This window comes from Pseudocitrobacter faecalis (assembly GCF_965231525.1).
Taxonomy (GTDB): domain Bacteria; phylum Pseudomonadota; class Gammaproteobacteria; order Enterobacterales; family Enterobacteriaceae; genus Pseudocitrobacter; species Pseudocitrobacter faecalis.
Map to the genome: position 1 here is coordinate 3,649,998 of NZ_CBDDNJ010000002.1, position 25,854 is coordinate 3,675,851.

The window sequence follows — 25,854 nt, forward strand, 5'->3', positions numbered from 1 at the left end:
GTTTGCCTCCAGGCTGATATTTTGATGATGGCAGAACTCATTTCCGCGCAATCATGCCGCACGGTCAGCCAACTGACCGCGCAGACATATGTCATTACCCTAATCCAACAACATAACCGCTCATCATCAGGCAGGCAATCGGCGTAACGACGGAGTCTTAAAGGGGAAAAAGCAGAAATGAGAGCAAATAACAATAAAGGCGGTGGAATCATTCAACGATAAGAAAAGCGTTTGGCAGATACTCGGAGGAATACGCGTTTCGTAGCAAAACCTCCATTTTTTTACGCTCGCAGACAAATCGCCGCGAATAACAACAGAATAAAATTCTTGATTTTATATCCAATACAAAACAAACCGGATGCTTTCGCATCCGGTGATTGTTCATGATTACTGATGACGACAAACATTAATCAGTAATTCTTCCATCCACTGATGACCGCGGTCTCTGCCAGCAGCCTCATGCCAGGAAAGGAAGCACGTACGGCTATTTACCTTCATTGGCAGCGGCAGAACCTGCAGCGCCAGTTTCTCGGAAAACTCTTCTGCCAGCCAGCGCGGTGCAATGGCGACAAGATGTGTTTGCGACACCACATTTAATACGCTGATCAACGCCATCCCCTGATAGGCAATACGGCTTTGTTTATCCGGCGTGTCATACCACGGCTGGCTAAAGGACGCGTAGCGATCCAGCGCTACCACGGCATGCTCTTCCTGGTAAACCAGATTTTCAGTCAACGGCCCATTAATGCGCGGATGTTTTTTACTGACCACCAGCACCATCTCATCATTAAATAACGGTACACAGGCAAATTCCGGGCGACGGAACTCTTCATATCCCAGAACGAATTCAATTTCCTGGTAGCGTAGCTGATGTTCGGTATTCTGGTTTAAGGATGACTTAAATACTAAATGAATATTCGGCGCTATTTCTGCAACGCGGTTAAAAATAATCGACGTTAAATAGTTATCCAGTGGGCTACATACGCAAAGATTAAAGACGCGTTCGCTGCTAACAGGTTCAAAACCCGATCCTGGCAGTTCGTTTTGCACCAGTTGTAAGGCCTGGCGAACAGAACCGAAAAGCTGGAATGCACGAGCGGTCGGCTGAATACCACGACCATAGCGCACAAATAGCTCATCATTAAACATTACCTTCAAACGCGCCACTGCGTTACTGACTGCGGGCTGCGACATTCCCAGCATATGCGCGGCACGAGTAATATTTTGTTCCTGCATGACGGCGTCAAACACGGTCAGCAAATTGAGGTCCACCATTCTAAGTTGAGGTTTGCTGCTTTCATGAAGATTACCGCTATGCTGTTCCGGTTTCATTACTACACTTTCTGACTCCACTGTCATGCTAAACTCCCTTTGCAAAATCGCAGAAATATATTATGACAATATGATTTACCATGCATATAAGATCCAAAAAAGAGAAATTGATAAAATTAGGAATTCATAAAGGCCAGAGAGGCACCGATTGCTCCGGTCAATAATGGCATTCACATCAAAGAAACTAATTGCAAATAGTTTACCCATAGATTTGGTAAATAAACAACAGCACGAATAATTAACGATACTTTAAGTTTTATTAAACTGTTATATTTCGCATTGAAAATCTTTAACGTTTTCTTAGCAATTTCCCTTCTGATACATTCACAATAAAAATGTTTAAGAACAAGAAAGGCCATTGAATCAGAGCGATAAGTTAGCCCCCTGACAGTGACAACATCGTAAGCAATTAGCAGCAAATATTTTTATTTGCGACAAAATATAAAAATGATTACCCGTCAAAAAAAGGATCCTCTGGAATTTGTGACATTCGTCAGCACAATAAGCTAATTTAACCCCCAACCAAAAAGGTCATTGGCAGAGGCTTTTAACCACCGGGTGTTGACATCAATCATCATATCCAGTACCACTAAAAGCATATCGAATTCATCTGGAGCATGACGACAATGATCCGCACTACTCGTTTCAACGGTCTACTACTACTAAACGCCTCTTTTGTGCGCGGTAGACTGCTGGACGACGTTAAGCGTTAAGTCATCATCCAGTAAGCATCAGAACCCGCGCCGTTGCGCGGGTTTTTTTTCGCTCGTAGCAAGGCGCCCCAAGTGAACTAAGGACCTCAAACATGAGCCAACAAGTCATTATCTTCGATACCACCTTACGTGACGGCGAACAGGCGTTACAGGCAAGCCTGAGTGTAAAAGAAAAACTGCAGATTGCCTTTGCCCTTGAGCGTATGGGCGTCGACGTGATGGAAGTCGGGTTTCCGGTCTCTTCACCGGGCGACTTCGAATCGGTACAGACCATCGCGCGTAGCATCAAAAATAGCCGCGTCTGCGCATTAGCCCGCTGTGTTGAGCACGACATTGACGTGGCTGCCGAATCCCTGAAAGTGGCGGAAGCATTTCGTATTCATACCTTTATCGCCACCTCGCCAATGCACATCGCCACCAAGCTGCGCAGCACGCTGGATGAGGTGATTGAACGCGCGGTCTATATGGTTAAACGTGCGCGTAACTACACCGACGACGTCGAGTTCTCTTGTGAAGATGCTGGCCGTACCCCGATTGACCAGTTAGCGCGCGTAGTCGAAGCGGCAATTAACGCTGGGGCCACCACCATTAATATCCCGGACACCGTGGGCTACACCATGCCGTTCGAGTTCGGCAACATTATTACCGGCCTGTATGAGCGTGTACCGAACATTGATAAAGCGATTATCTCCGTTCACACCCATGACGATTTAGGTCTGGCCGTTGGCAACGCTATCGCCGCAGTCCACGCCGGCGCGCGTCAGGTCGAAGGCGCGATGAACGGTATCGGCGAACGTGCCGGTAACTGCTCGCTGGAAGAGGTCATCATGGCGATTAAGGTGCGCAAAGACATCATGAATCTGCACACCAACATCAACCACCACGAAATCTGGCGTACCAGCCAGACCGTCAGCCAGATCTGCAATATGCCGATTCCGGCGAACAAAGCGATCATCGGCAGCGGCGCCTTCGCCCACTCCTCCGGTATTCACCAGGACGGCGTGCTGAAAAACCGCGAAAACTACGAAATCATGACCCCGGAATCCATCGGCCTGAATCAGGTGCAACTGAACCTGACCTCACGCTCAGGACGTGCGGCAGTGAAACACCGCATGGACGAGATGGGCTACAAAGAGTCCGACTACAGCATGGATCAGCTGTACGACGCCTTCCTGAAGCTGGCAGACAAAAAAGGCCAGGTCTTTGATTACGACCTGGAAGCGCTGGCGTTCATCAACAAGCAGCAGGAAGAGCCAGAGCATTTCCGGCTGGACTACTTCAGCGTGCAGTCAGGCTCCAGCGATATTGCCACCGCCTCGGTTAAGCTGGCGTGCGGTGATGAAGTGAAAGCCGAAGCCGCCAACGGCAACGGCCCGGTCGACGCCATTTACCACGCGATTAACCGTATCACGCAATACGATATCGAACTGGTGAAATACGGCTTGAGCGCCAAAGGCCACGGCAAAGATGCGCTGGGCCAGGTGGATATCGTCGTCACCCACAATGGTCGTCGCTTCCACGGTGTCGGCCTGGCGACGGATATCGTTGAGTCCTCCGCGAAAGCAATGGTTCACGTGCTGAATAACATCTGGCGCGCCGCTGAAGTCGAAAAAGAGTTACAACGCAAAGCTCAGAATAAAGAGAACAAAAAGGAAACCGTGTAATGTCGAAGAATTACCATATTGCTGTGTTACCAGGTGACGGTATTGGCCCGGAAGTGATGACACAGGCTTTGAAAGTACTGGAAGCGATTCGTCAGCGTTTCGATATGCGCATCACCACCAGCCACTACGACGTGGGCGGTATCGCGATTGATAATCACGGTACACCGCTGCCGAAAGCCACCGTGGAAGGTTGCGAGCAGGCTGACGCCGTGCTGTTTGGCTCCGTAGGCGGCCCGAAATGGGAACACCTGCCGCCAAACGATCAACCTGAGCGCGGGGCACTGTTGCCGCTGCGTAAGCATTTCAAACTGTTCAGCAACCTGCGTCCGGCAAAACTGTATCAGGGGCTGGAAGAGTTTTGCCCGCTGCGCGCCGATATTGCCGCCAACGGTTTCGACATTCTGTGCGTGCGTGAACTGACCGGCGGTATCTACTTCGGTCAGCCGAAAGGCCGCGAAGGCAGCGGTCAGTATGAAAAAGCGTTTGATACTGAGGTGTATCACCGTTTCGAAATCGAGCGTATCGCGCGCATCGCGTTTGAATCAGCGCGTAAACGCCGTCACAAAGTGACTTCAATTGATAAGTCCAACGTGTTGCAGTCCTCCATTCTGTGGCGTGAGATCGTTACCGAAATTGGCCGTGAATATGCGGATGTGGAACTGAACCACATGTATATCGACAACGCCACCATGCAGATGATTAAAGATCCGTCGCAGTTTGACGTGGTGCTGTGCTCCAACCTGTTCGGCGACATTCTCTCTGACGAATGCGCGATGATCACCGGCTCGATGGGCATGCTTCCGTCCGCCAGCCTGAACGAGCAAGGTTTTGGCCTGTATGAACCTGCGGGCGGTTCTGCGCCGGATATCGCCGGGAAAAATATCGCCAACCCGATTGCCCAGATCCTGTCGCTGGCGCTGCTGCTGCGCTACAGCCTGGATGCTAACGACGCGGCGGATGCCATTGAAAACGCGATTAACCGCGCACTGGAAGAAGGTATCCGTACCGGCGATTTAGCACGCGGCGGCGCGGCAGTCAGTACTGATGAAATGGGCGATATCGTGGCCCGCTATATCGCTGAAGGGGTGTAATCATGGCAAAGACGCTGTATGAAAAATTGTTCGATGCCCATGTGGTTTATGAAGCGCCCAGCGAAACACCGCTGCTGTACATCGACCGTCATCTGGTGCACGAAGTGACGTCTCCGCAGGCGTTTGACGGCCTGCGTGCGCACAATCGCCCGGTGCGTCAGCCGGGTAAAACCTTCGCCACTATGGATCATAACGTTTCGACGCAAACCAAAGATATCAATGCCTCCGGCGAGATGGCCCGCATCCAGATGCAGGAGCTGATTAAAAACTGTAAAGCGTTCGGCGTTGAGCTGTACGACCTGAATCATCCCTATCAGGGCATCGTGCACGTGATGGGGCCGGAACAGGGGATCACCCTGCCGGGCATGACCATCGTCTGTGGCGACTCCCACACGGCCACCCACGGCGCGTTTGGCGCGCTGGCGTTTGGTATTGGCACCTCCGAAGTGGAACACGTGCTGGCGACGCAAACCCTGAAACAGGGCCGCGCCAAAACCATGAAGATTGAAGTGAAAGGCACCGCCGCACCGGGCATCACCGCAAAAGATATCGTGCTGGCGATTATCGGCAAAACCGGCAGCGCCGGTGGTACCGGATATGTGGTTGAATTCTGTGGTGACGCCATCCGTGCGCTGAGCATGGAAGGCCGCATGACCCTGTGTAATATGGCGATTGAAATGGGCGCTAAAGCGGGTCTGGTCGCCCCGGATGAGACCACCTTCAACTACGTGAAAGGTCGCCTGCACGCACCGAAAGAGAAAGATTTCGACGATGCTGTCGCGTACTGGAAAAGCCTGCATACGGATGAAGGTGCGAAATTTGACGCCACCGTCACCTTGCAGGCAGAAGAGATCGCTCCGCAGGTCACCTGGGGCACCAACCCTGGTCAGGTGATCTCGGTAAATGACAATATCCCTGATCCGGCCTCGTTTGCCGATCCGGTTGAACGCGCCTCAGCGGAAAAAGCGCTGGCCTATATGGGTCTGAAATCTGGCGTGCCGCTGACGGAAGTGGCGATCGATAAAGTATTTATTGGATCCTGTACCAACTCGCGTATTGAAGATTTGCGTGCGGCGGCAGAAATTGCCAAAGGGCGTAAAGTCGCACCCGGCGTACAGGCGCTGGTGGTGCCAGGCTCCGGCCCGGTGAAAGCGCAGGCGGAAGCGGAAGGTCTGGATAAGATCTTTATCGAAGCAGGCTTTGAGTGGCGCTTACCGGGCTGCTCCATGTGTCTGGCGATGAACAACGACCGCCTGAACCCAGGCGAACGCTGCGCATCCACCAGCAACCGTAACTTTGAAGGCCGTCAGGGCCGTGGTGGCCGCACGCATCTGGTCAGCCCGGCAATGGCAGCGGCAGCCGCCGTTAGCGGCCACTTCGCCGATATTCGCAGTCTGAAATAAGGAAACCATCATGGCAGAGAAATTTACCCAACATACCGGGCTGGTGGTTCCGCTGGACGCGGCGAACGTCGATACTGACGCCATCATTCCTAAGCAGTTTTTGCAGAAAGTGACGCGCACCGGCTTTGGCGCGCATCTGTTCAACGACTGGCGCTTCCTGGACGATAAAGGCGAGCAGCCAAACCCGGAATTCGTGCTGAACTTCCCGGTTTATAAAGGCGCGTCTATCCTGCTGGCGCGGGAAAACTTTGGCTGTGGCTCCTCGCGCGAGCATGCACCGTGGGCGTTAACCGATTATGGCTTTAAAGTGGTCATTGCCCCAAGCTTCGCTGATATCTTCTACGGCAACAGCTTTAACAACCAGTTGCTGCCGGTAACGCTCAGCGATGCGGAAGTTGATGAACTGTTCGCGCTGGTACAGGCAAATCCGGGCATCACCTTTGAGGTGGATCTGGAAGCGCAGGTGGTGAAAGCGGGCGACAAATCTTACAGCTTTAAGATTGATGACTTCCGCCGCCACTGCATGCTGAATGGTCTGGACAGCATCGGCCTGACGCTGCAACACGAAGACGCTATTTCGGCGTATGAGAATAAGCAGCCGGCGTTTATGCGCTAGCACAGCAGCGCTTTTTCCGGCCTACAAGGTACCACCTTCGTAGGCCGGATAAGCGCAGCGCATCCGGCAACCAAAGAGTGCACCCTCTTAAACGTCCTTCACCCGGCTGGTCATAAACAGCGTGACAAGTGAAATTCCGGCAATTACCCAATACACCATCGCATGACCAAAACTCTGTGCAATGGCCCCCTGGATAACCCCGGCCAGAATCACGCCCGTGGAAATACTGTTGGTAAAGAGCGTCGTCGCCGAGCCCGCACGCCCCGGCATCAGATCCTGGAACCACAGCATGCCAATCCCGGCGACAATCCCGATAAACACCGCGTTGAACAGTTGCAAAATCAGCAGTGCCGTTTCGCTGTGGAACAGTATCAACCCGACATAAAACAGCACGCCAAAGGCCACCGATGTCACCATCATACGACGCTTGCCAAAGCGTTTGACGTAATACCCCGCGAGGATCATCGCCGGAATTTCCAGCCCGGCGGCCGTGCCCATCAGGATCCCCGCCAGCTTGTCCGGCAGACCGAGATCGCTGCTGATCCACAGCGGCATATCGATGATATACATGGTATTACAGGTCCACATCAGCGTAGACGCGATAAACAGCATCCGTACGTTAGGATCGTTCCAGCCGCTCACCTGGGTGATTTCAACGTCCGCCGCCTGTTCAATACGCGCCACCGAGGGCAGCATCAGCGCAATCATCGCCAGGCTGATGGCAAAAATCCCGGCGGCAATGGCGAACATCATCGTAAAGCCATAATTCAGCGCCAGCATAAACGCCAGCGGCGGGCCAATGACCCATGCCAGCGAAAGCTGTGCACGCATCACCGAGCTGAACATGACCACTTCCCGCGCCGAACTGTCGGCATATTCACGCGCCAGCGCAAATAGCTGCGGCATCGCGGCGTTAGCGATTGAAGCCAGCAATACACCGCAGGTGATGAGCGTTAAATAGTGGCGATTAAAAGCAAACAGCAGCGCATTCCCCACCGCCATCAGGCAGCAGAACATAATAAGCTTGCGACGATCGCCCTGGCTGTCGGAGCGTTTCGCCAGCCACAGGCTAACCAGAATCCCGGCGATGGCGTTGACCGTGTAAAACAGCCCCACCCAAAATGGCTGAGCGCCGACTTCCCGGCTAAGAAACAGGCTCAGCGTCGGCGCCTGCAGCGCCCCCGCCACGCCCATCATAAACGCCACCAACATAAAGGCCGCGTAGACACCGTTGAGACGTCGTCCCATCGTCATAATCCAGAGCATGAGAAATCCTTTAGCGCGCGAGAAATAAAAAAAGCCAGCAGATAATACCTGCTGGCAAATACTCAGTCACACATGATTTGGCGATTTAGTGTTCAGAGGTCGAGCGCGTAACCTCCCACTGCATCAGATCATCAAGCATTATGAATCGCATCCCTGCCATCTGGCGGGCCAGCCAGGAAACATGACGTGTTGCGTAAAAATAGTGTTGATAAAACTGACCTGTGGTTGACCTCTTCATATTCACCTCCCCGCTTCATCGAGATTGATTATTGGCTTAATATAGGGATTAATAAATTGCTGAGTTTTTATCAGGAGTTCCTCTTTTATGCCTTCTGGTCGACTGCAACAACAATTCATCCGTCTGTGGCAATGCTGCGACGGCAAAGCGCAGGAAACGACGCTAAACGAACTGGCGGAGCTACTGAGTTGCTCGCGTCGCCATATGCGAACCCTGTTAAACACCATGGAAGCGCGCGGCTGGCTGACCTGGGAAGCCGAGGCCGGGCGGGGTAAACGTTCGCGTTTAACCTTCCTTTATACTGGTCTGGCGCTTCAGCAGCAGCGGGCGGAAGACCTGCTGGAGCAGGATCGTATCGACCAACTGGTGCAACTGGTTGGCGACAAGTCAACGGTGCGACAGATGCTGGTTTCCCACCTGGGCCGCAGCTTCCGGCAGGGGCGGCACATTTTGCGTGTGCTCTACTATCGCCCGATGCAAAATTTGTTGCCCGGCACGGCGTTGCGCCGCTCTGAAACCCATATCGCGCGACAAATTTTCAGCGCCCTGACCCGCATAAATGAGGAAAACGGGGAACTGGAAGCCGATATTGCGCACCACTGGAAGGAAATTTCCCCTGTGCACTGGCGCTTTTATTTGCGTCCCGGCATTCATTTCCATCATGGGCGCGAACTGGAAATGGAAGACATCATCCATTCGCTGGAACGCATTAACGCGCAGCCGCTCTATTCTCATATCACTCAAATAGTGTCACCCACCGCATGGACGCTGGATATCCATCTCTCCCACGCAGACCGCTGGCTGCCGTGGCTGCTCGGCCATACTCCGGCAATGATCCTGCCGCACGAGTGGTCATCCATGCCGCATTTCTCCCGCCAGCCCGTGGGCACCGGCCCTTACGCGGTGGTGCGCAATAACCAGAATCAGCTCAAAATCCACGCCTTCGAAGACTATTTCGGTTTTCGCGCATTAATAGATGAAGTGAATGTTTGGGTATTACCTGACGTTGCGGAAGATCTCAGTTGCGGCCTGACGTTACAGGGCACGACCCAGAGCGAAGAAGCCGTCGAAAGCCGCCTTGAAGAGGGCTGCTACTATCTGCTGTTTGACGCCCGCTCATCGCGCGGCGCGAATCAGCACGTACGCCAGTGGCTAAGCCACGTGCTGGCCCCGGCGAATCTGCTCTATCACGCCAGCGAACAGTACCAACAGTACTGGTTCCCGGCCTACGGCCTGCTGCCGCGCTGGCACCACGCACACAGTAAAACCCACGAAAAACCCGCCGGGCTGGAGCGCATCACCATCGGTTTCTATCGCGACCACGTCGAACATAAAGTCATTGCCCGCATCATGGCGCAGCTGCTGGCTGAACATCAGGTCACACTTGAAGTTAACGAAGTGGACTATGAACAGTGGCATAGCGGCGAAATGGTCAGCGATGTGTGGCTGAACAGCGCTAACTTTACCCTGCCGCTCGATTTTTCGCTGTTTGCGCATCTCTGCGAAGTGCCGCTGCTTCAGCGCTGCATCGCGCGCGACTGGCAGGCAGATATTCGACAGTGGCATGCAGGCGAACTGGATCTCCCCACCTGGTGCAAGCAGTTGCTGGAGCAGCAGGCGATTGTGCCGCTTATCCACCACTGGTTGCGCATTCAGGGGCAACGCAGTATGCGCGGCGTGCGCATGAACACCCTGGGCTGGTTCGACTTTAAATCCGCGTGGTTCGCCCCGCCGGATCCATAGCGCTTTTGATTTATTCACGTAATCATTACAATAGCGAGCTACTCAACGGGGTGCATAAAAACAGACACTAAATCATGTGAGTGGCATCAAGGCGGCAAGCGAGTGAATCCCCAGGAGCATAGATAACTATGTGACTGGGGTGAAGGAGCGCAGCCAACGCCGAGGCCACTCGCAGGATGACGTGTCTGAGCTGAGATTAAACCCGTCGAACCTGATCCGGATAACGCCGGCGGAGGGATTTGAGGCCAACTCAAAATCCTTTGCCACCTGCTTACTGAGGTGCAAAGTGTTAAAAAAATGTCTGCCGCTGCTGGCGCTTCTCGCCATGCCAGCTTTCGCCAAACCGGTGCTCACGGTTTACACCTATGACTCCTTCGCCGCCGACTGGGGCCCTGGCCCGGTGGTGAAAAAAGCCTTTGAAGCCGACTGTGACTGCGAGCTGAAATTCGTGGCACTGGAAGATGGCGTCTCGCTGCTTAACCGCCTGCGCATGGAAGGGAAAAAGAGCAAAGCCGACGTGGTGCTGGGGCTCGATAACAATCTGCTGCAAGCCGCCAGCCAGACAAACCTGTTCGCCAAAAGTGGCGTTCCGGCAAGCGCCGTCACCGTGCCCGGGGGCTGGAAAGATGACACCTTTGTTCCTTTCGACTACGGCTATTTCGCCTTCGTTTACGATAAAAACAAACTGAAGAACCCGCCGAAAAGCCTGAAAGAGCTGGTTGAAAGCGACCAGAAATGGCGCGTGATATACCAGGATCCACGCACCAGCACCCCGGGCCTTGGCCTGCTGTTGTGGATGCAAAAAGTGTATGGCGATAAAACAGCCGAAGCCTGGCAAAAACTGGCGGCGAAAACTGTCACCGTCACCAAAGGGTGGAGCGAAGCCTATGGTTTGTTCCTGAAAGGCGAAAGTGACCTGGTGCTGAGCTACACCACCTCTCCGGCGTATCACATTATCGAAGAGAAAAAAGATAACTACGCCGCGGCTGCATTCGCCGAGGGGCATTATTTGCAGGTGGAAGTGGCGGCGCGCACCGCCGCCAGCAAACAGCCTGAATTAGCCGAGAAGTTCCTGAAATTTATGGTCTCTCCGGCATTCCAGCAGGCTATCCCAACGGGCAACTGGATGTATCCGGTGGCTGACGTGACGCTGCCCGCAGGCTTTGAGTCGCTCGCTAAACCAGAAACGGCTCTGGAATTTACCCCGCAGGAGGTCGCCGCGCAGCGTCAGAACTGGATCGCGACATGGCAACGCGCCGTCAGCCGCTAATTCCCGGCTGGATTTGGCCAGGCGTGACGGCGGCGACGCTTATCGTCGCCGTGGCGCTGGCCGCCTTTCTCGCTCTCTGGTTAAGCGCACCGGATGCCAGCTGGCGCGCGTTGCTGGCGGACAGTTATCTCTGGCATGTCGTGCGTTTCTCCTTCTGGCAGGCGTTTCTTTCTGCGCTACTGTCGGTTGTGCCCGGGATTTTCCTCGCCCGCGCGCTCTATCGCCGTCGCTTCCCTGGCCGCGAAACCTTGCTGCGCCTGTGCGCCATGACGCTGATTTTGCCCGTTCTGGTCGCGGTATTCGGCATTCTTAGCGTTTACGGGCGTCAGGGCTGGCTGGCGCAGCTTTTTGCATCACTCGGGCTGGAGTGGCATTTCTCGCCTTATGGATTGCAGGGCATACTGCTGGCGCATGTGTTCTTCAATATGCCGATGGCGACCCGCCTACTGCTTCAGGCGCTTGAGCAAATCCCCGGTGAACAACGTCAGCTTGCCGCCCAGCTTGGGATGCGCGGTTTTAACTTCTTCCGTTTCGTTGAATGGCCGTGGCTGCGCCGGCAAATTCTGCCCATCAGCGCGCTCATTTTTATGCTCTGCTTCGCAAGCTTCGCCACCGTGCTTTCACTGGGCGGCGGGCCGAAAGCCACCACCATTGAACTCGCCATCTATCAGGCGCTCAATTTTGATTACGATCCCGCGCGAGCCGCGATGCTGGCGCTAATCCAGATGGCATGCTGCCTGACGCTGGTGCTGGTTAGCCAGCGCCTGAGCAAGGCGATTGCCGTCGGTACTACGCAAATGCAGGGCTGGCGCGACCCGGACGATCGTCTGTACAGCCGTCTTAGCGATGGCCTGCTGATTACGCTGGCCCTGTTATTAATGCTGCCACCGCTGCTGGCGGTGCTGGTCGATGGCGTCAATCCGGCGATGCTCAACGCCCTGCTACAACCACCGCTCTGGCAGGCCCTGTGGACTTCGCTGCGCATCGCCCTCGCCGCTGGCGTACTCAGCGTAGTGCTGACCATGATGCTGCTGTGGAGCAGCCGCGAACTGCGTGCGCGTAACGCGCCGCTTGCCGGGCAGACGCTCGAACTGAGCGGCATGTTGATTCTTGCCATGCCGGGGATTGTGCTGGCGACCGGCTTTTTCCTGCTGCTGAATAACACTATCGGGCTGCCCGATTCCGCCGACGGCATCGTGATTTTCGCCAATGCGCTGATGGCCATCCCCTACGCGCTAAAAGTGCTGGAAACGCCGATGCGCGATATCACCGCACGTTATACACCGCTGTGTGAGTCGCTGGGGCTGACCGGATTGAATCGCCTGAAGGTAGTGGAACTGCGCGCGCTAAAACGCCCTTTGGCTCAGGCGCTGGCTTTCGCCTGCGTCCTGTCGATTGGCGATTTCGGCGTGGTGGCGCTGTTTGGCAATGACGATTTCCGCACGCTACCGTTTTATCTTTATCAGCAAATTGGCTCTTATCGCAGCCAGGATGGCGCGGTGACCGCCCTGCTGCTGTTGCTGCTCTGTTTCCTGCTTTTTACCGTGATTGAAAAACTACCGGGGCGCCATGCTAAAACTCAATGATGTGACCTGGCTTTATCAGCATTTGCCGATGCGCTTTAGTCTCTCCGTGGCGCAGGGCGAGCTCATCGCCATACTGGGGCCAAGCGGGGCGGGGAAAAGTACGCTGCTGAATCTGGTTGCCGGTTTTCTGACGCCTGCCAGCGGTGAAATTGTGATTAACGGCGAGATGCATACCCGCACGCCGCCCGCGCGTCGCCCGGTATCGATGTTATTTCAGGAAAATAACCTGTTCAGCCACCTGAGCGTGCAGCAAAACATCGGGCTGGGGATGTCGCCCTCGCTGAAACTGAACGATGCGCAAAAGCAGAAATTGCAGGCTATCGCTCAGCAGATGGGGCTTGAGTCGATGCTGGCGCGCCTGCCTGGTGAACTCTCTGGCGGCCAGCGTCAGCGTGTCGCACTGGCGCGTTGTCTGGTGCGTGAGCAGCCGATTTTGCTGCTGGATGAACCTTTTTCCGCGCTCGACCCGGCGCTGCGCCAGGAGATGCTGCAACGGGTGAAAACGGTATGCGAACGCGAGCAAATCACGCTGCTAATGGTGTCGCATAGCGTGGAAGATGCGGCGCGGATTGCCCCGCGTGCGATTGTGGTTGCCGACGGGCGCATTGCCTGGGATGGCGAGACCGCAGCATTATTAAGCGGTCATGCCAGCGCATCGCATTTACTCGGCATCGCTGCGCCATCCGGCAAACTGCGCTAAAGGCCAACCACCTTACGCAAAATATCGATGTAAACGGGCATCAACGGATGACGTATAGCCGCCACCAGCGCCACGACGCCCACCCCGAGCATCAGCGGGGCTACCCACAATAAACGCTGGCGCGGCAGGTAAACGGTCAGACGATCTTTTGCTGCTTTACCACTGCGCCATAGGCGCCAGCACAACCACGCGGCAATCCACAGTAGCAGCGCCGTACCAAGCAGCAGCCACTTAAAGCCGCCACTCTGCATATCCGCAGGAATATCAATCGCGGCCCCCGCCAGAATTCCCGGCAGGAAGTAAATCGGCGGCCAGAGCAGGCAACCAATAATATTCGGCGGAATAAACTTCGATACCGGCAGGTCAAGCATCCCGGCAACCATCGGTACAACCGGACGCGTTGGCCCGACAAAGCGCCCGACCAGAATGGTGAACATGCTGTGCTGATGCAATGCGTGCTCGGTTTTATCGAGCAACGCCTTGTTCTTTTTCATAAACGACCAGCGATGCAGCGGCTTCTTAAAGCGCCAGCCGAGCCAGAAGGAGATCCAGTCCCCCAGCAAACAACCGACGATACCGACCAGCCACGCCTGCCAGAAATTAACCTCGCCGCTGCCAATCAGTGCGCCCAGGCCCGCCATCATCACCGTTCCCGGTAAAATCAGACCGACCAGCGCTAATGATTCCAGAAAAGCCACCAGCCCCACCGCAATCAGCGAGTAAGTGGTTGACTGGGTAATAAAATGTTCCAGCAGTTCTTGCATAGTGTGCCCGGTTTGAAAACGAATCGGGGATTCTCGGGATCCCGCCCGCATTCGTCAAGCCATCAATTGTCTGAATAGTTTACTGGCAATGACGCTTTCCGACACACCGCCTTTCCTTTTCTTTACTTTTTATTCACAACCCGCACGGAATTCACTCGGGCTGGCGCCAGTACATTTCTTAAAGACGCGAGAAAAATAGAGCTGATCTTCAAAACCAACGTTGCGCCCCACGGTAGCAATCGGCATACGCGTAGTGCTGAGCAGTAACTTCGCCTGGCTGATGCGTTGATCTTCGCGCCAGCTCAGTACGCTCACACCAAGCTGCTGACGGAACAGATGTGACAGGCGCGACGGCGACAAACACACATGCTGGGCGACGCTCGCGATATCAAAATGGCTATCGGCCAGGTGATCGCTAATGTACTGGCAGGCATCGCGTACCCGGTTATCCATCGGCGGATGCAGCGATTCATTAATGGCTTCCATCCGTCGCAGCAGAAGCTGTTCCAGCAGGTTGATCGCCAGCAATTCTGAATAGCGTCCGACGCCCTGCCCGGCATCAATAATTTGCCCAAACAGCGCGGAGATCGATGCCTGATGCGTTTCATCCGGACGGAAAAAACCGGTTTGCGCAAATATGGTCGGCCAGTTCAGCCATTCATGCCAGTAAGCGCGGGGGCGAAAATAAACCCACTGGTGATACCATTCACTGGCGTCAGGATGACGACCGTAGTGATGAATTTCACCTGGCGGAAAGAGCAGCATATCGCCTTCGCGACAAATAAACTGTTGCCCCTGATTTTCAATCACCCCTTCCCCTTTCACCGTCAGGTTAAGGATAAATCCCTTCATGCCCAGCGGCCGGTCGATAAAGAAATCGAGATAGCCGCCGGCATCAATCGGCGTCAGCCCGGCGACCAGGTGCGCGTTAAAGGAGTAACCCGGCAGCAGGGGATCGTTTTGCAATTCAGGCATTTTTAGTTCGCTCTCCGCATGTTGTGAAGAAACCAATTATCCATATTCATGTTTTCACCCCTCCCGGCAACCTGTGCAAACCATCACCGCTCACGATAAACATTTAACCCCGCGACAAGCCGCGATTTTGATAACAATTCCGCGAACCGTACGGTTTCTGGCGTGTAACAGAAGTGTCTATAAAGACGGCAGAAAAGTCCACATTGAATATTTGCACAGCGTCACACTTTGGGATGTGACAGCAAAATTATCCATAAGATTAGCGGTTCCTGCCTGACGATTTTTCCGGGCGATCGCTAGTGTTAACCCATCCTGTTTTATTACGATGGAGTGACACGATGGCAATCGCAATTGGCCTCGATTTTGGCAGCGACTCAGTGCGAGCCCTGGCAGTGGAGTGCGCGAATGGCGAAGAGATCGCCACCAGCGTTGAATGGTATCCGCGCTGGCAGGAGGGCCGCTTCTGCGACGCCCCGAATAACCGTTTTCGCCACCACCCGCGCGACTACATGGAGTCGATGGAAGCCGCGCTGAAAAGCGTGCTGGCACAGCTCACCGACGCCCAACGGGCCGACGTGGTCGGGATTGGCGTTGACAGCACCGGTTCAACCCCTGCGCCAATTGACGCCGACGGCAACGTATTGGCGCTGCGCGACGAGTTCGCCGAAAACCCGAACGCCATGTTCGTGCTGTGGAAAGACCACACCGCCGTGGAAGAAGCCGAAGCCATCACTCGCCTGTGTCATCAGCCGGGCAAAGAAGACTACTCGCGCTACATTGGCGGCATCTACTCCAGCGAATGGTTCTGGGCGAAAATCCTGCACGTCACTCGCGAAGACCGCGCAGTCGCGCAGGCTGCCGCGTCGTGGATTGAGCTGTGTGACTGGGTTCCGGCGCTGCTTTCCGGCACTACGCGCCCGCAGGATATTCGCCGTGGCCGCTGTAGCGCCGGGCATAAATCCCTGTGGCATGAAAGCTGGGGCGGCCTGCCACCGGCGTCATTCTTTGATGAACTCGACCCAATCCTCAACCAGCATCTTCCCTGCCCGCTCTTTACCGATACCCTGACCGCCGACGTTCCGGTGGGTACGCTGACCGCTGAATGGGCACAGCGTCTGGGGTTATCTGAAAAAGTAGTGATTTCCGGAGGCGCATTTGACTGCCATATGGGCGCCGTCGGCGCGGGCGCACAGCCTAACGCGCTGGTGAAAGTCATCGGCACCTCCACCTGCGACATCCTTGTCGCGGAGAAAGAGAGCGTAGGCGATCGCACGGTGAAAGGCATTTGCGGCCAGGTTGACGGCAGCGTAGTGCCTGATTTTATCGGTATGGAAGCGGGCCAGTCGGCGTTTGGCGATATCTATGCGTGGTTTGGCCGTGTACTGGGCTGGCCGCTGGAGCAACTTGCCGCTCAGCATCCTGAACTGAAAACCCAGATTAAAGAGAGCCAGAAACAGTTGCTGCCTGCGCTGACCGAAGCCTGGGCCAATAATCCGTCTCTCGATCATTTACCCGTCGTGCTGGACTGGTTTAACGGTCGCCGTACGCCAAACGCTAACCAGCGTCTGAAGGGGGTGATCACCGACCTGAACCTGGCCACCGACGCACCGGCGCTGTTTGGCGGGCTAATTGCCGCCACCGCCTTTGGCGCGCGCGCCATTATGGAGTGCTTCACCCGCCAGGGTATCCCGGTGAATAACGTGATGGCGCTGGGCGGCATCGCGCGTAAAAACCGCGTCATCATGCAGGCCTGCTGCGACGTCCTCAACCGTCCGTTGCAGATTGTCGCTTCTGACCAGTGCTGCGCGCTGGGCGCCGCCATCTTCGCCGCCGTCGCCGCGGGTGTTTACCGCGATATTCCTGCCGCTCAGGCGTTGATGGCCAGCCGCGTCGAAAGCACCCTCCAGCCACGCCCACAGCAGGCGCAGCGCTTTGAAGAGCTTTATCAGCGCTACCAGCAATGGGCGCTGAGCGCCGAACAACACTATCTCCCTGTCGCTGCACCATCGGCTACCGCGCCGTCCGCCACAGCAGCGCTGACTCATTAAGGATACGACGATGACCATTTTTAATAATTATGAAGTCTGGTTTGTAATTGGCAGCCAGCACCTTTACGGGCCGGAAGCACTGCGCCAGGTAACACAGCACGCGGAACAGGTGGTTAATGCCCTGAATGCGGAAGCAAAACTACCGTGCAAACTGGTGCTGAAACCGCTGGGCACGCGCCCGGATGAGATCACCGCGATTTGCCGTGATGCCAACTACGACGACAAATGTGCGGGCATGGTGGTGTGGCTGCACACCTTCTCGCCGGCGAAAATGTGGATCAACGGCCTGACCATCCTCAACAAACCGCTGCTGCAATTCCATACCCAGTTCAATGCCTCCCTGCCGTGGGACAGCATCGATATGGACTTTATGAACCTGAACCAGACCGCGCACGGCGGCCGTGAATTCGGCTTTATCGGCGCGCGTATGCGTCAGCAGCACAGCGTGGTGACCGGTCACTGGCAGGATAAAAACGCGCACGAACGTATCGGTGCGTGGATGCGTCAGGCGGTTTCTAAGCAAGATACCCGTCACCTGAAAGTGTGCCGCTTTGGCGACAACATGCGTGAAGTGGCCGTCACCGACGGCGATAAAGTCGCGGCACAAATTAAGTTTGGTTTCTCCGTCAATACCTGGGCGGTGGGCGACCTGGTGCAGGTGGTCAACGCGGTGAGCGATGGCGATATCAACGCACTGGTCGACGAATACGAAAGCAGCTACCGCCTGACACCTGCCGCGCAAATCAACGGCGACAAACGCCAGAACGTGCTGGACGCCGCGCGTATTGAGCTTGGGATGAAGCGCTTCCTCGAAGAGGGAGGGTTCCATGCTTTCACAACCACATTTGAAGATCTCCATGGCCTGAAACAACTTCCGGGCCTGGCGGTACAACGTCTGATGCAGCAGGGCTATGGCTTTGCGGGCGAAGGCGACTGGAAAACCGCCGCTCTGCTTCGCATCATGAAGGTGATGTCAACCGGTCTGCAGGGCGGCACCTCCTTTATGGAGGATTACACCTACCACTTCGACAACGGCAACGACCTGGTGCTCGGCTCGCACATGCTGGAAGTCTGTCCGTCGATCGCGGTGGAAGAGAAACCGATCCTCGATGTGCAGCCGCTGGGTATCGGTGGCAAAGCCGATCCGGCTCGTTTGATCTTCAACACCCAAACCGGCCCGGCAATTGTCGCAAGCCTGGTGGATCTGGGCGATCGTTTCCGTCTGCTGGTCAACACCATCGAAACGGTAGCAACCCCGCACGATCTGCCGAAATTGCCGGTCGCCAACGCCCTGTGGAAAGCGCAGCCGGATCTGCAAACTGCTTCCGAAGCGTGGATCATCGGCGGCGGCGCGCACCATACCGTGTTCAGCCACGCCCTGACGCTGGACGATATGCGCCAGTTCGCTGAGCTGCACGGTATCGAGATTACGGTTATCGACAACGACACCCGCCTGCCCGCGTTTAAAGACGCGCTGCGCTGGAACGAGGTTTATTACGGATTACGTCGTTAACACTCTCACCCCGGCCCTCTCCCCACACCCGCACAGTCTGTCCCCTCTCCCTCAGGGAGAGGGTTAGGGTGAGGGTAAAAGGCACTATCAGGAGCCAACATGTTAGAAGATCTCAAACGCCAGGTGCTCGACGCTAACCTGGCGCTGCCAAAACATAACCTGGTCACCCTCACCTGGGGCAACGTCAGCGCCGTCGATCGGGAGAAAGGTGTTTTTGTGATTAAACCTTCCGGCGTCGATTACAGCGTAATGACCGCCGACGATATGGTAGTGGTCAGCATCGCCACCGGCGAGGTGGTGGAAGGCAACAAAAAACCGTCTTCCGACACCCCAACGCATCGCCTGCTCTACCAGGCATTTCCCACCATCGGCGGCATAGTGCACACCCACTCCCGTCACGCCACCATCTGGGCGCAGGCGGGGCAAGCCATACCTGCGACCGGCACCACTCACGCAGACTATTTCTATGGCACCATTCCCTGCACACGCAAAATGACCGATGCGGAAATCAACGGCGAGTACGAATGGGAAACCGGTAACGTGATTGTCGAAACCTTTGAAAAACAGGGCATCGACGCCGCGCAAATGCCGGGCGTGCTGGTACATTCCCACGGCCCGTTCGCGTGGGGGAAAAACGCGGAAGACGCGGTACATAACGCCATCGTGCTGGAAGAAGTGGCCTATATAGGTATCTTCTGCCGCCAGCTTGCCCCGCAATTGCCGGACATGCAGCAAACGCTCTTGGATAAGCACTATCTGCGTAAGCATGGCGCGAAGGCGTATTACGGGCAGTAATACGAAGATGGTCTGTAATCAGACCATCTTTTATTTTTACTCTGCTTAAAACCGCTCTTTAACTTTATTTAAAGGCACGCTATTTTATCCATCCTTAAAAATAAGCATTCATTCATATTAAGAATGAATCAGGATAAATAACGTGCCCCCTGAAATTAAATATTCTCTGAATAAAAAATTAATCTTTCGTATTGTGCTGGAAGACAACTTTTTTATTGTGGCAACCATCCCAGTCAGCCTGCTGATTCTACTGATTTTTTCAATGTTTATCGGCGTACCGTTTCTCTCCATGGCCTTAGGCGCGCTTGGCGTGACGCTGGTTGCAGAGCTGCTACTGGCCCTGGCAATATTTCTTTATTCTTACTGGATAAAATCAAGAACGCCGTCACAGATTGTGCTCAATGCAGATGCCATCACCCTTGATAATAAAACCTGGCAGTGGGCAAGCATTGAAAGCATAAAACTCACACCTAATATTTACCCGATGAATAAAAAATACCATCTGGCGATCACGGACCACGCAGGGAAGAAAACCACCTGGTTTCTGGGATATGGGCACGGTACAAAGTGGGTGATTTTTTCCGAATACCAGTCGCTGTGTGAGCAGGTGGCGTTTTTCTGCGAAAGCGAGCCGGGCAAATTTCAGTCCTATTGAAAACGCACCTGTACAAAAAACCAGTTAAAAGCAATAAAACCAGGTTATAATCAGCGCTTATTCATCAGGTGAGAAACACGTGTGGCGCAGGCGCAAGCTGGCTTTATCTTAACCCGCCACTGGCGGGACACTCCCCAGGGGACAGAAGTCACCTTCTGGCTGGCGACGGATGCCGGCCCGCTCGCCGTGACGCTGCCACCGCAGGAGTCGGTTGCCTTTATTCCAGAAGCGCAACGCGCGCAGACGGAGCGCCTGTTACAGGGTGAGCGCGATGCCCGCCTTGCTCCTCTCACCTTAAAAGATTTTCACCGCCAGCCGGTATTTGGCCTCTACTGCCGCTCTCATCGCCAGTTGATGCGCCTCGATAAACTGCTGCGCGAAAACGGCATCACCGTTTATGAAGCCGACATTCGCCCGCCGGAACGCTATCTCATGGAACGCTTTATCACTGCACCGGTGTGGTTCGATGGCGACGCGCGCGGTCATGGTCTGGTGAATGCACGGCTAAAACCTCATGACACCTATCGCCCGACGCTGAAGTGGGCCTCTATCGATATCGAAACGACCCGCCACGGCGAGCTGTATTGCATCGGCATTGAAGGTTGCGGTCAGCGCGTGGTCTACATGCTCGGCCCGGCCAACGGTGAAGCCTCGGAAATAGATTTTGAGCTGGAATATGTCGCCAGCCGCCCGCAACTTTTAGAAAAACTGAATGCCTGGTTCGCTCAGCACGATCCGGATGTGATTATCGGCTGGAACGTGGTGCAGTTCGATTTACGCGTCCTACAAAAACACGCCGAGCGCTACCGTATTCCGCTGATGCTGGGGCGTGGCAATAGCGAGCTGGAGTGGCGCGAACACGGGTTTAAGAATGGCGTCTTCTTCGCCCAGGCTAACGGGCGGCTGATTCTCGACGGCATTGAAGCGCTGAAGTCCGCGTTCTGGAACTTTTCTTCATTTTCACTGGAAGCGGTGGCGCAGGAGCTGTTAGGTGAAGGTAAGGCGATTGATAATCCGTGGGATCGTATGGACGAAATTGACCGCCGTTTCGCCGAAGATAAGCCCGCACTGGCAAAATATAACCTCAAAGACTGCGAACTGGTGACACAAATCTTCCACAAAACGGAGATCATGCCGTTCCTGCTGGAACGCGCTACCGTCAACGGTCTGGCGGTCGACCGCCACGGTGGTTCTGTCGCCGCCTTCTGCCACCTCTATTTTCCGCGTATGCATCGTCTGGGATACGTCGCGCCCAATTTAGGCGAAGTACCGCCACAGGCGAGCCCCGGCGGCTACGTGATGGACTCGCGCCCCGGTTTGTACGATTCGGTGCTGGTGCTCGATTACAAAAGCCTGTATCCGTCGATTATCCGTTCATTTTTGATTGACCCGGTTGGGCTGGTTGAAGGTATGAATCAGCCGGATGCAAAACACAGCACCGAAGGTTTTCTCGGTGCCTGGTTCTCGCGTGAAAAACACTGCTTGCCGGGGATCGTCGGCCAAATCTGGCACGCTCGCGATGACGCCAAACAGCATAAAAACAAACCGCTCTCGCAGGCGCTGAAGATCATCATGAACGCGTTTTACGGCGTGCTCGGCACCAGCGCCTGTCGCTTTTTCGATCCGCGCCTGGCGTCGTCGATCACCATGCGCGGACACGCGATCATGCGCCAGACCAAAGCACTTATCGAGTCCAAAGGTTACGACGTGATCTACGGCGATACGGACTCGACCTTTGTGTGGCTTAAAAAAGCACATGATGAAAACGCCGCGGCGAAAATTGGCCGCGATCTCGTTGAGTTTGTTAACCAGTGGTGGGCCGATGAGCTCCAAAAATCGGGCTTAACCAGCGCGCTGGAGCTGGAGTTTGAAACTCACTTTTGTCGCTTCCTGATGCCAACCATTCGCGGCGCCGACACGGGCAGTAAAAAACGCTACGCAGGTATGATTCAGGAAGGCAATGAACAAAGAATGCTTTATAAGGGCCTTGAAACAGTGCGCACCGACTGGACGCCGCTGGCACAACAGTTCCAGCAGGAACTCTATCTGCGTATCTTCCGCAACGAGCCTTACCGCGACTATATTCTTGAAACCATCGATAACCTGATGTCGGGCAAACTCGACAGTAAGCTGGTCTACCGCAAGCGCCTGCGCCGTCCGCTGGCTGACTATCAGCGCAACGTGCCGCCGCATGTGCGCGCCGCGCGTCTGGCGGACGAACACAACGCACGCCTCGGCCGCCCGCTGCAATATCAGCAACGCGGCAGCATCAAATATGTCTGGACTACCAGCGGCCCGGAGCCGCGGGATTATCAACAGTCGCCGCTCGATTACGAGCACTATCTGACGAAACAATTAGCGCCAGTCGCCGAAGGAATTCTCCCCTTTGTCGACGACGATTTTGCTACAATAGTGACGGGGCAACTGGGGCTATTTTGACAGGTGACTAACGCCGCGCCATCCAGTACCATAGCGCCCTTTCCATTCCTGGACCTCATTCATTCGCCGCCTCTCCTTCAGGCGGTGGATGGGTATTGCCTGCAATTTACAAAGAGATAGAGCCGAACACTTATGCCTTTTACACTTGGTCAACGCTGGATCAGCGATACAGAAAGCGAACTGGGACTTGGTACTGTAGTTGCAATGGATGCACGCACCGTCACCCTGCTCTTTCCGGCGACCGGAGAGAACCGTCTGTATGCTCGTAGCGACTCCCCCGTGACCCGCGTGATGTTCAATCCTGGCGACACGATCACAAGCCATGATGGCTGGCAGTTGCACGTTGATGAAGTTATTGAAGAAAAAGGCCTGCTGGCCTACGTCGGCACCCGTCTGGATACCGAAGAAGCCAATGTGGTGCTGCGTGAAGTACTGCTCGACAGCAAACTGGTTTTCAGTAAACCACAAGATCGCCTGTTTGCCGGGCAAATCGACCGTATGGATCGCTTTGCCCTGCGCTACCGTGCGCGTAAATATCAGAGCGAGCAGTACCGCATGCCTTACAGCGGCCTGCGTGGGCAGCGTACCAGCCTGATCCCTCACCAGCTCAACATCGCCCACGATGTGGGTCGTCGCCACGCACCGCGCGTGCTGTTGGCCGATGAAGTGGGTTTGGGGAAAACCATCGAAGCCGGGATGATCCTGCATCAACAGTTGCTTTCAGGCGCCGCTCAGCGCGTGCTGATCATCGTGCCGGAAACCCTCCAGCACCAGTGGCTGGTTGAGATGCTGCGCCGCTTCAACCTGCGCTTTGCGCTGTTTGACGATGAGCGCTATGCCGAAGCGCAGCACGACGCCTATAACCCGTTTGAAACCGAACAACTGGTCATTTGCTCGCTGGACTTCGTGCGCCGCAACAAGCAACGCCTGGAGCACCTGTGCGACGCCGAATGGGACATCATGGTGGTCGATGAAGCGCATCACCTGGTGTGGAGCGAAGACGCGCCAAGCCGTGAATATCAGTGCATCGAACAACTGGCTGAACGCGTGCCGGGCGTTCTGTTGCTAACCGCAACGCCGGAACAGCTGGGGATGGAGAGCCACTTTGCCCGACTGCGCCTGCTCGACCCGAACCGCTTCCACGATTTTGAGCAGTTTGTCGAAGAACAGAAAAACTATCGCCCGGTGGCCGACGCGGTCGCGCTACTGCTGGCGGGCAACAAACTCAGCAACGACGAGTTGAACACGCTGGGCGAACTGATTGGCGAGCAGGATATCGAAGCCCTGCTGCAAACGGCGAACAGCGACCGCGACGGTGCAGAAGCCGCGCGCCAGGAACTGATCAGCATGCTGATGGATCGCCACGGCACCAGCCGCGTGCTGTTCCGTAACACCCGTAACGGCGTGAAGGGCTTCCCAAAACGCGAGCTGCACACCATTAAACTGCCGTTGCCGACACAGTATCAAACCGCGATTAAAGTCTCCGGCATTATGGGCGCGCGCAAAAGTGCGGAAGAACGCGCTCGCGATATGCTTTATCCGGAGCAGATTTATCAGGAATTTGAAGGGGATACTGGCACCTGGTGGAACTTCGATCCGCGTGTGGAATGGCTGATGGGTTACCTGACCAGCCACCGCTCACAGAAAGTGCTGGTGATTTGCGCCAAAGCCGCCACCGCGCTGCAACTGGAACAGGTATTGCGCGAGCGTGAAGGCATTCGCGCCGCCGTGTTCCACGAAGGGATGTCGATTATCGAACGCGATCGCGCAGCGGCCTGGTTTGCTGAAGAAGACAGCGGCGCGCAGGTGCTGCTGTGCTCTGAAATCGGTTCAGAAGGCCGTAACTTCCAGTTTGCCAGCAATCTGGTGATGTTCGACCTGCCGTTCAACCCGGATCTGCTGGAGCAGCGTATTGGTCGTCTGGACCGTATTGGTCAGGCGCACGATATTCAGATCCACGTGCCGTATCTGGAACGCACCGCGCAGTCCGTGCTGGTGCGCTGGTTCCATGAAGGTCTGGACGCGTTCGAGCATACCTGCCCGACGGGCCGCACCATCTATGACAGCGTGCACGATCAGTTGATCAACTACTTAGCCGCGCCGGAAAACACTGACGGCTTTGACGAGCTGATTAAAACCTGTCGCGAACAGCATGACGCGCTGAAAGCGCAGCTGGAACAGGGCCGCGACCGTCTGCTGGAAATCCATTCCAACGGCGGCGAGAAAGCGCAGGCGCTGGCCGAGAGCATTGAAGAGCAGGATGACGATACCAACCTGATCGCCTTTGCCATGAACCTGTTTGATATCGTGGGCATCAACCAGGACGATCGCGGGGAAAACCTGATTGTCCTGACCCCATCCGACCACATGCTGGTGCCGGATTTCCCGGGCCTGCCGGAAGATGGCTGCACCGTCACCTTCGAGCGTGACATTGCGCTGTCCCGCGAAGATGCGCAGTTCCTGACCTGGGAACATCCGATTATTCATAATGGTCTGGATCTGATCCTCTCCGGCGATACGGGCAGCAGCACCATTTCCCTGCTGAAAAACAAAGCGCTGCCGGTTGGAACGCTGCTGGTTGAACTGATTTACGTCGTGGAAGCCAATGCGCCGAAACAACTGCAGCTCAACCGCTTCCTGCCGCCAACGCCGGTGCGCATGCTGCTGGATAAAAACGGCAATAATCTGGCGGCTCAGGTCGAGTTTGAAACCTTTAACCGTCAGCTTAGCGCGGTAAACCGCCACACGGGCAGCAAGCTGGTCAATGCAGTACAGCAGGACGTTCACGCGATTCTGCAACTGGGCGAAGGCCAGATTGCCAAAGCCGCGCAGGCGCTGATTGATTCGGCGCGCAGTGAAGCAGATGAAAAACTGAGTGCCGAACTATCGCGTCTTGAAGCCCTGAAAGCGGTCAACCCGAACATTCGTGATGACGAGCTTTCCGCTATCGAAAGCAACCGCCAGCAGGTGATGGAAAGCCTGTCACAGGCTGCCTGGCGTCTGGATGCGCTGCGCCTGATCGTCGTGACGCACCAGTAACAGG

At 55.3% G+C, this 25,854-nt stretch carries 20 protein-coding genes; 15 read left to right on the top strand and 5 right to left on the bottom strand.

What is annotated here, in order from left to right; genetic code table 11:
• Positions 1-387 precede the first annotated feature (387 nt).
• Positions 388-1,359 carry a transcriptional regulator LeuO gene (gene leuO / locus ACOXYR_RS17805; protein ID WP_108475534.1) on the bottom strand — a complete coding sequence of 324 codons (972 nt, stop codon included), beginning with the start codon at positions 1,357-1,359 and terminating at the stop codon, positions 388-390.
• A 599-nt stretch (positions 1,360-1,958) separates the two neighbouring features.
• On the opposite strand from leuO, the gene leuL reads away from it, so the two are divergent.
• The 5 genes from leuL (at position 1,959) to leuD (ending at position 6,819) form a co-directional block, all read left to right on the top strand.
• Entirely contained in the window at positions 1,959-2,045 is an 87-nt protein-coding gene (leuL, locus tag ACOXYR_RS17810) for a leu operon leader peptide (protein ID WP_108475533.1), read from the top strand.
• Between the two features lie 92 nt (positions 2,046-2,137).
• Positions 2,138-3,709, top strand: a complete 1,572-nt coding sequence (gene leuA / locus ACOXYR_RS17815) for a 2-isopropylmalate synthase (protein ID WP_113858255.1) — start codon at positions 2,138-2,140, stop codon at positions 3,707-3,709.
• Positions 3,709-4,800 carry a 3-isopropylmalate dehydrogenase gene (leuB, locus tag ACOXYR_RS17820; RefSeq protein WP_015965936.1) on the top strand — a complete coding sequence of 364 codons (1,092 nt, stop codon included), beginning with the start codon at positions 3,709-3,711 and terminating at the stop codon, positions 4,798-4,800. Before leuA ends, leuB begins: the two co-directional genes overlap by 1 nt.
• A 2-nt stretch (positions 4,801-4,802) precedes the next feature.
• Entirely contained in the window at positions 4,803-6,203 is a 1,401-nt protein-coding gene (leuC, locus tag ACOXYR_RS17825) for a 3-isopropylmalate dehydratase large subunit (protein WP_421355789.1), read from the top strand.
• 10 nt (positions 6,204-6,213) lie between these two features.
• Positions 6,214-6,819 carry a 3-isopropylmalate dehydratase small subunit gene (gene leuD, locus ACOXYR_RS17830; protein ID WP_108475530.1) on the top strand — a complete coding sequence of 202 codons (606 nt, stop codon included), beginning with the start codon at positions 6,214-6,216 and terminating at the stop codon, positions 6,817-6,819.
• 87 nt (positions 6,820-6,906) lie between these two features.
• Here the strand turns inward: leuD and ACOXYR_RS17835 are convergent, their stop codons facing one another.
• Positions 6,907-8,085: a sugar efflux transporter gene (locus ACOXYR_RS17835; RefSeq protein WP_108475529.1), complete on the bottom strand. Its 1,179-nt coding sequence runs from the start codon at positions 8,083-8,085 to the stop codon at positions 6,907-6,909.
• Between the two features lie 85 nt (positions 8,086-8,170).
• On the bottom strand, positions 8,171-8,323 hold the full coding sequence (sgrT, locus tag ACOXYR_RS17840; protein WP_108475528.1) for a glucose uptake inhibitor SgrT: 153 nt from the start codon (positions 8,321-8,323) through the stop codon (positions 8,171-8,173).
• An 87-nt stretch (positions 8,324-8,410) separates the two neighbouring features.
• Between sgrT and sgrR the strand changes: the two genes are divergently transcribed.
• The 4 genes from sgrR (at position 8,411) to thiQ (ending at position 13,622) form a co-directional block, all read left to right on the top strand.
• Entirely contained in the window at positions 8,411-10,066 is a 1,656-nt protein-coding gene (gene sgrR, locus ACOXYR_RS17845) for an HTH-type transcriptional regulator SgrR (RefSeq protein ID WP_350436959.1), read from the top strand.
• Between the two features lie 286 nt (positions 10,067-10,352).
• Entirely contained in the window at positions 10,353-11,336 is a 984-nt protein-coding gene (gene thiB / locus ACOXYR_RS17850; RefSeq protein ID WP_421355788.1) for a thiamine ABC transporter substrate binding subunit, read from the top strand.
• Positions 11,312-12,922, top strand: coding sequence for a thiamine/thiamine pyrophosphate ABC transporter permease ThiP (gene thiP / locus ACOXYR_RS17855; RefSeq protein WP_189623675.1), 1,611 nt, complete (start codon positions 11,312-11,314; stop codon positions 12,920-12,922). Before thiB ends, thiP begins: the two co-directional genes overlap by 25 nt.
• The gene (gene thiQ, locus ACOXYR_RS17860) at positions 12,906-13,622 is read left to right on the top strand and encodes a thiamine ABC transporter ATP-binding protein ThiQ (protein ID WP_407732057.1); all 717 of its coding nucleotides are present in this window, start codon (positions 12,906-12,908) and stop codon (positions 13,620-13,622) included. The genes thiP and thiQ overlap by 17 nt, the downstream gene beginning before the upstream one ends.
• Here thiQ and ACOXYR_RS17865 read toward each other — a convergent pair.
• Together ACOXYR_RS17865 and araC are read right to left on the bottom strand one after the other, a co-directional pair.
• Positions 13,619-14,386, bottom strand: a complete 768-nt coding sequence (locus ACOXYR_RS17865; protein ID WP_108475524.1) for a DedA family protein — start codon at positions 14,384-14,386, stop codon at positions 13,619-13,621. The two genes, thiQ and ACOXYR_RS17865, sit on opposite strands and share 4 nt — an antisense overlap.
• Positions 14,387-14,515: 129 nt before the next feature.
• Complete coding sequence (gene araC / locus ACOXYR_RS17870) at positions 14,516-15,361, bottom strand: arabinose operon transcriptional regulator AraC (RefSeq protein ID WP_108475523.1); 846 nt, start codon at positions 15,359-15,361, stop codon at positions 14,516-14,518.
• Between the two features lie 338 nt (positions 15,362-15,699).
• Between araC and araB the strand changes: the two genes are divergently transcribed.
• From araB to rapA, 6 genes are all read left to right on the top strand, one after another.
• Entirely contained in the window at positions 15,700-17,409 is a 1,710-nt protein-coding gene (araB, locus tag ACOXYR_RS17875) for a ribulokinase (RefSeq protein WP_189623678.1), read from the top strand.
• A 10-nt stretch (positions 17,410-17,419) separates the two neighbouring features.
• The gene (gene araA / locus ACOXYR_RS17880; protein ID WP_421355787.1) at positions 17,420-18,922 is read left to right on the top strand and encodes an L-arabinose isomerase; all 1,503 of its coding nucleotides are present in this window, start codon (positions 17,420-17,422) and stop codon (positions 18,920-18,922) included.
• Between the two features lie 99 nt (positions 18,923-19,021).
• Complete coding sequence (araD, locus tag ACOXYR_RS17885; RefSeq protein WP_421355786.1) at positions 19,022-19,717, top strand: L-ribulose-5-phosphate 4-epimerase; 696 nt, start codon at positions 19,022-19,024, stop codon at positions 19,715-19,717.
• A 142-nt stretch (positions 19,718-19,859) separates the two neighbouring features.
• Entirely contained in the window at positions 19,860-20,372 is a 513-nt protein-coding gene (locus tag ACOXYR_RS17890; RefSeq protein ID WP_421355785.1) for a hypothetical protein, read from the top strand.
• Between the two features lie 81 nt (positions 20,373-20,453).
• Complete coding sequence (gene polB, locus ACOXYR_RS17895) at positions 20,454-22,811, top strand: DNA polymerase II (protein WP_189623681.1); 2,358 nt, start codon at positions 20,454-20,456, stop codon at positions 22,809-22,811.
• Between the two features lie 132 nt (positions 22,812-22,943).
• Complete coding sequence (gene rapA, locus ACOXYR_RS17900) at positions 22,944-25,850, top strand: RNA polymerase-associated protein RapA (protein WP_113858245.1); 2,907 nt, start codon at positions 22,944-22,946, stop codon at positions 25,848-25,850.
• Positions 25,851-25,854 lie beyond the last annotated feature (4 nt).